Below are 6,004 nucleotides of genomic sequence, written 5' to 3' on the forward strand. Positions count from 1 at the left end.
ATTTCAACATAATTAAAACCCTGTCCTTTTTAATGACAGGGTTTTTTATTTAATTTACCTTATGGCAAGAAAAAAACGGCTCCGAAAAAAGTACCCCTTCTAAGAAATGGGGGATTGTGGTTTTAATTGTGGTTGCAATAATTGGGATAGGGTTTGCTTCACTTTTCTTTCTGCCTGCAACCCGCTTTGAAGAAAAAAGCAGAATGGTAACCATTTACAGGGATCAGACCCAGAAATCGGCGGTACTGGCAGCTTTTGAAGAAGCTGGAATACTAAGATTCAATTCCTTATTGGGTATTGCTGGTGCCCCTTTTAATATCTGGGACAAGATGAAGCCTGGCAGATATGAAATTAAAAAAGGACAAAGCATTATAGATATTGTTAGAATGCTGAAAAACGGAAGACTGGCTGAAGTAAAACTCGTGATTAATAGAGTGAGGACTAAACCTGAACTGGCCAGATTAATCAGTAAGCAATTTTTTACAGACTCACTGGAAGTGGTTCAATTTTTACAATCTGCTGATTCACTCTCCGCTCTGGAACTGGATACTGCACTCTTATTTACAAAGATTATACCTGATACCTATAACTTTTATGCCGATGCATCCATGACGGTTATTCTGGAGAAGCTGAAGGCAGCATCAACCAAATTCTGGCTAAAAAATAACCGTCTGCAAAAAGCTGAATCTTTGGGATTAAGTCCTGAACAGGTTTATATATTGGCTTCCATTGTTGATGAAGAAACCAATTATGCGGAAGACAAATACAAAATTGCCAGTGTGTATTTAAACAGGCTAGCCAAACAGATGCCTTTACAGGCCTGTCCTACCATAAAATATGCAATGAATGATTTCACTATCACCCGTATTTACGAGAAATACCTGAGCAACCCCTCGCCTTATAATACTTACAGAGTAAAAGGTCTGCCGCCAGGTCCTATTTGTACTCCCTCTCCAAAAACCATTGATATTGTTTTGGATGCACCCAAAACCAGTTATATTTATTTTGTAGCAAAAAGTGATTTCAGCGGTTATCATCACTTCAGTGAGAACTATGAAGAACACAACAGATATGCCAAAGAGTACCAGAAAAAATTAGATGAATACATGGAGAAAAAGCGAACAGAAAAGAAATGACAAAACTTGAGAGAATCATAGTAAGCTGGCCTCCTATTGCCTTTCTGATCAGGAAAAGCAAAACTTTTATTATACCTGGATTTCAGGGTATACCGTTATATGATGTAATACTCTTTTTTATTAAGCAGGTGAATAAAATTGGTTTGAATGAGAGAGCCGCAGCTATTTCCTTCAACCTGATTATGGCACTTCCTGCAACGATTCTTTTTCTGTTTTCCATCCTTCCCTATTTTCCGGAATTTTTAAATATCAAACCACAGATCCTCTCCTTATTTAAAGACATAAGCCCCAATTCCAATACCTATCGTTTTATTGAGAATATATTGGACGACCTCATGCAAAGAAGCATTGGAATTTTTTCCTTTGGTTTTTTATTGGTCGTGTACTATGCTTCTAATGCAATGATGTCGTTGATTCTGACATTTGACCGGTCTATCATGGAGCATAAACGTTTTTTTCTGCACCAGCGATGGAAAGCCATTCAGTTAACCACTTTGATCATTATTTTACTGATTGCTTCTACCCTTATTTTATTGGGTCAGGCCCAGCTAACTTATTTAATTGGCAAGTTATTCGGACTAAAAAAATCAACAATGCCCTGGTTAAATAGTATCCGATGGCTGGTAATTATTGCTTTGTTTTTTTATAGCATTGCTTTTATTTACAAATACGCGCCTTCTGTTACTATCCGATGGAAACTGGTTTCACCTGGATCCCTCCTGGCAACTACTTTAATTGTAGGCACTACGCTTATCTTCTCGTACTGGGTTAACAACTTCGGCAGCTACAACAAAATCTATGGCTCCATTGGTACGGTAATGATTCTGATGATCCTGGCCTATTTTAATTCAATGATATTATTAATTGGCTTTGAACTGAATGTAAGTATTACTTATTTAACACAAAAAGCAGCTCAAAGAAAGAAAGAAGAGAATCAATCAGCTGAATAACTCGACCAAAGTTGTCTGATAGATTCCGCATTCGGATGAGTAGTTGCCTCCTGATTATAGAACCCGGCTTGTTTTCTTTGTCTGTAAGCTTCGTAAATAGAAACGGCGCAGGCAACAGATATATTCAAGCTGGGAATCATTCCTACCTGAGGAATAACAAAATTTCCATCTGCCAGATTCCGGGCTTCGGCTGAAACCCCGTTGTGTTCGTTGCCAAAAACCAATGCTACTTTTTGGGTAAAATCAATTTCGTACAAGGATGCACTGGATTCACCCAAATAGGTGGTATAAATACAATCGTATTCCTTTCTTAAGGCCTCAAAACATGCTGACACGTTATCAAATTGGTGAATGGTGAGCCATTTGTTGGCACTGCTGCTGCTTTTTATTCCAAAATATCCGGATCGGGGCAATTCGGTATTTAAAACATAAATATCCTGGATCCCAACCGCATCGCAGGTTCGCATGGCCGCATAAATATTATGCGGATCATGTACGTTTTCCATTACAATCGTAAGTCCGGATTGTCTCATTTTAAGTACAGATTCTATCTTTTGCGCTCTTTTTGGGGTCATAGTAGTACAAAGGTGTTGGTATTTTAAAGCATTACCACTCAGAATTGGGCAAAATTGCAATTAAGTCTTGATTTATTGATATATTTTTGTCCTGTACCCGTAGTCAAACCCTATGACAACACGTCTCATCCGTGCAGAGAATCTGCTCTGGGCGGTGCCTATCTTATTTGGCCTAATCGCCAACTATGCCGCATACAGCGACGTAGCTATCCTGTTTGTAGACGAGAATTACTACATTCTGAATTTCCCATCCATGATAGGCTTGGTTCTTATTACGGTACTGGTCCCCTTTATGATGCACTCGGTTTTACGGGATCTTGGACAAAGAAGCTTTTTTGCTTCCTGGGCTCATGTCTTTTTTACCTGTCTGCTAATAACAACCATTTTCCTGATATATACTTATGCTTTACCCATAAATTTGAAATGGAAGTATTACATGGGAGAACTTCCTGCCTACAAGAAATGGAACTATTACAATAGTCTTGCAATTGGAATCTACGAATTGCTTATTTACATACAAGCTGCATATGTGGTGTATGGCATCAGTGTATTGGTTCGCCATCGTTACGAACAGAAGAAACAGGAAAAAGCACATTACGACTACATCATCGATCACCTGGATCAGAGCCGAACCAGTGCCATTGCGTAATAGAATTATTCGTTAGCCAATCCCATCGCTTCTCTCTTCATTTTAAAAGCCTGCTCTTTACCGAGGTAATTGTCCATTTTACTTTCGAGAAAATAGATAAGTGGTGTTAATAGAATAGCCATGGTAAACTTATAGAGATAGTTAACTACGGCAATCGCCAGTACCAGCTGCCAGCTCCAGCCATTTCCAATTTTAAAGGCAATAAACAAAACCACAAAACTATCTACCATTTGAGATACCATGGTGGAGCCCGTTGCCCTCAACCAAACCCACTTTTCACCGGTTCTTTTTTAATTTTATGAAAGACAGTTACATCTACAATCTGACTAACCAAGAAAGCAGTCAGACTCCCCACAATAATCCACATCCCCTGCCCGAAAATGCTTCCGAAAGCAGATTGCATATTTGTTACCCCTTTATCTACGCCGGATAAAATCCAGAAATCTGCCGGCGGTATTTCCATAGCAGCATAAAAAATAATAAAGGCATAGAGAATAAGCACCACAGCTGTATAACTAATTCGCTTAACCGACTTAGGGCCGTAATATTCATTCACAATATCTGTGATTACAAATTCGAGCGGCCAGAGCAAAACGCCACAAGTCAGGTTGAATGCGAGTCCTGATTGACCCAGTATGGTGAAATTGAATGGGGAAATACCCAATAATTTCTCTAGTGAAAATATCTTTCCACCAATACACTCGGCAATCAGGGCATTGGCAACAAAAAATGCGGTAATGCCAAGAAATAGCTTGGTTGGCTTGTCGTTTAAAATTTTACTGATCACGATGGCAGAATAAAGTAAACAAAAAACTGAATCAACAGGATGACTACATTAAAAATAGCAATCCAGTTGGGTATTCGAATAGCGGACTTGCTTAGTAACACCAATCCGTACCAGAAGTTCGCTACCATATTTTGAATGGGCGCTACCATCCATCCCAACAAAAGTACCAATCCACTGATTTCCTTATTGGGGAGGAAATCATATGTGCGCTGAATTACCAGACATAACAAAAACAAAATATTGCAGATAAAAGCCATTCTGGAGGCAAATAAAAGTGGTCTCATGGCATAAAGTTATTAGGTTTGTTGCATATTTTTAGAGCTATGAACAGGATCAATTGGAAAGCGATTATGCCGCATGCGCTGGCGGTGGTGATTTTTTTTGTAGTGGCGCTTATTTATTGCAAACCTGCCCTGGAAGGAAAGGTTCTGCAACAGCACGATGTTACCCAATGGAAGGGGATGGCACAGAATTCCTTTCAGTCAAAGGAAAAAACAGGTCATTTTCCCCTTTGGAGTAATGGAATGTTCAGTGGGATGCCTGCCTATCAAATTACCGGCATCAGTGAGAACCCTATTTCAGTTGGCTATTTGGGAGATATATTTTTAGTGGGTCTTCCAAAACCAGTGGGTGTATTCTTTCTGGCCTGCCTTTGCTTTTATTTCCTTACGCAGGTTTTAAGCATCAATGCCTATATCGGAATCATCAGTGCATTGGGATATACCTATGCTACTTATAATCCAATTATTCTGGCTGCAGGGCACGATACCAAGATGAATGCCATTGCCTATTTACCTGCCATCATTGCCTCATTAATTTTAATCTACGATAAAAAATACATTGCAGGTACCGCATTAACAGCCCTGTTCACGGCATTGCTGCTGGGTGCCAATCACCTGCAGATTACCTATTATGGTTTTATCATCATTCTGTTCATGAGTGTTGCTTTTGCAGTTAAATGCATAAAAGAAAAGGAAAGCTCTCATTTATTAAAATCAGCGGGCCTAGCCATTATGGCGGCCGCACTCGGAATCATGGTGAATGCCGTAACCCTGATTACCACTTATGAATATGCCAAAAAATCCATTCGTGGCGGTAGTGTATTGGCCGACAGTACCACCAATGTAACCAAGACTGGTCTAAGCAAAGACTATGCAATGAGCTATAGTATGTATAAAACTGAGCCCCTGGTAATGATGTTTCCAAGGTTCTATGGGGGAAGCAGCAATCAGCTGGAACTGGCTCAGGAAAAATCCGCTGCCATTGCAGCCCTTCAAAATATGCCTGCGGATCTGGGGCAACAATTGCAAGGCTATTTACATTTCTATTGGGGAGGGATTGAAGGTACTGATGGGCCTCCTTATGCAGGTGCCATCATCTGCTTTTTAGCCTTATTGGGACTGGTAATGGTAGACAGGAAATATACTTACTGGATGGCTGCAGCCATGGTCTTTACCTTGTTGCTTAGTTGGGGTAAATACCTGGAAGGTTTCAATATTGCCATGCTCAAGTATCTGCCTATGTATGATAAATTCAGGGCGCCCAGTATGATACTGGTAGTACCTACTTTTTTAATGAGTATGCTGGCAGCGCTAACATTAAATACCATCACAAAGGAATCAAGCCCTGCATTACTTTGGGAGAAATATAAAAAAGGTCTTTGGGTAGTGGGAGGCGTATTTGCCATTGCTGCCCTTGTATATATCAATGGTGATTTCAGTAACTCAACAGATAAAATGCTGTTGGATCAGATTGCTAAAATTCCGGATGCAACACAGAGAGCTCAATTAGAGGCTCCGGTAAAAAGCTTTGTTGAAGGCTTGCGGTCAGACAGAAAGACGCTGGCCATGAATGATATGCTGAGAACGCTTTTATTCTGCCTGGTTGCAGCATTAGCCGTATTTGCC

5 protein-coding genes and 2 pseudogenes are annotated in these 6,004 nt (G+C 40.0%); 4 read left to right on the forward strand and 3 right to left on the reverse strand.

Going from position 1 to position 6,004, the window contains the following annotated elements; translation table 11 throughout:
- Positions 1–128 precede the first annotated feature (128 nt).
- Together mltG and P767_RS0105150 are read left to right on the forward strand one after the other, a co-directional pair.
- Positions 129–1,136, forward strand: a complete 1,008-nt coding sequence (gene mltG, locus P767_RS0105145; protein WP_051417148.1) for an endolytic transglycosylase MltG — start codon at positions 129–131, stop codon at positions 1,134–1,136.
- Positions 1,133–2,086, forward strand: coding sequence for a YihY/virulence factor BrkB family protein (locus tag P767_RS0105150; protein WP_026763671.1), 954 nt, complete (start codon positions 1,133–1,135; stop codon positions 2,084–2,086). Before mltG ends, P767_RS0105150 begins: the two co-directional genes overlap by 4 nt.
- Here P767_RS0105150 and P767_RS0105155 read toward each other — a convergent pair.
- Complete coding sequence (locus P767_RS0105155; protein ID WP_026763672.1) at positions 2,071–2,661, reverse strand: TrmH family RNA methyltransferase; 591 nt, start codon at positions 2,659–2,661, stop codon at positions 2,071–2,073. The genes P767_RS0105150 and P767_RS0105155 overlap by 16 nt on opposite strands.
- Before the next feature lie 112 nt (positions 2,662–2,773).
- Here P767_RS0105155 and P767_RS0105160 point away from each other — a divergent pair, with 112 nt between their 5' ends.
- Positions 2,774–3,310 carry a hypothetical protein gene (locus P767_RS0105160; protein ID WP_026763673.1) on the forward strand — a complete coding sequence of 179 codons (537 nt, stop codon included), beginning with the start codon at positions 2,774–2,776 and terminating at the stop codon, positions 3,308–3,310.
- Between the two features lie 5 nt (positions 3,311–3,315).
- Here the strand turns inward: P767_RS0105160 and P767_RS15950 are convergent.
- A pseudogene (locus P767_RS15950) lies at positions 3,316–4,097 on the reverse strand (queuosine precursor transporter).
- Positions 4,094–4,381, reverse strand: coding sequence for a hypothetical protein (locus tag P767_RS0105170; RefSeq protein WP_037351639.1), 288 nt, complete (start codon positions 4,379–4,381; stop codon positions 4,094–4,096). Before P767_RS0105170 ends, P767_RS15950 begins: the two are co-directional and overlap by 4 nt.
- Positions 4,382–4,420: 39 nt before the next feature.
- Between P767_RS0105170 and P767_RS15955 the strand changes: the two are divergent.
- Positions 4,421–6,004 (forward strand): annotated as a pseudogene (locus P767_RS15955) (YfhO family protein); the annotation flags it as partial.

Source organism: Sediminibacterium salmoneum NBRC 103935 (assembly GCF_000511175.1).
GTDB classification, from domain to species: Bacteria; Bacteroidota; Bacteroidia; order Chitinophagales; family Chitinophagaceae; genus Sediminibacterium; species Sediminibacterium salmoneum.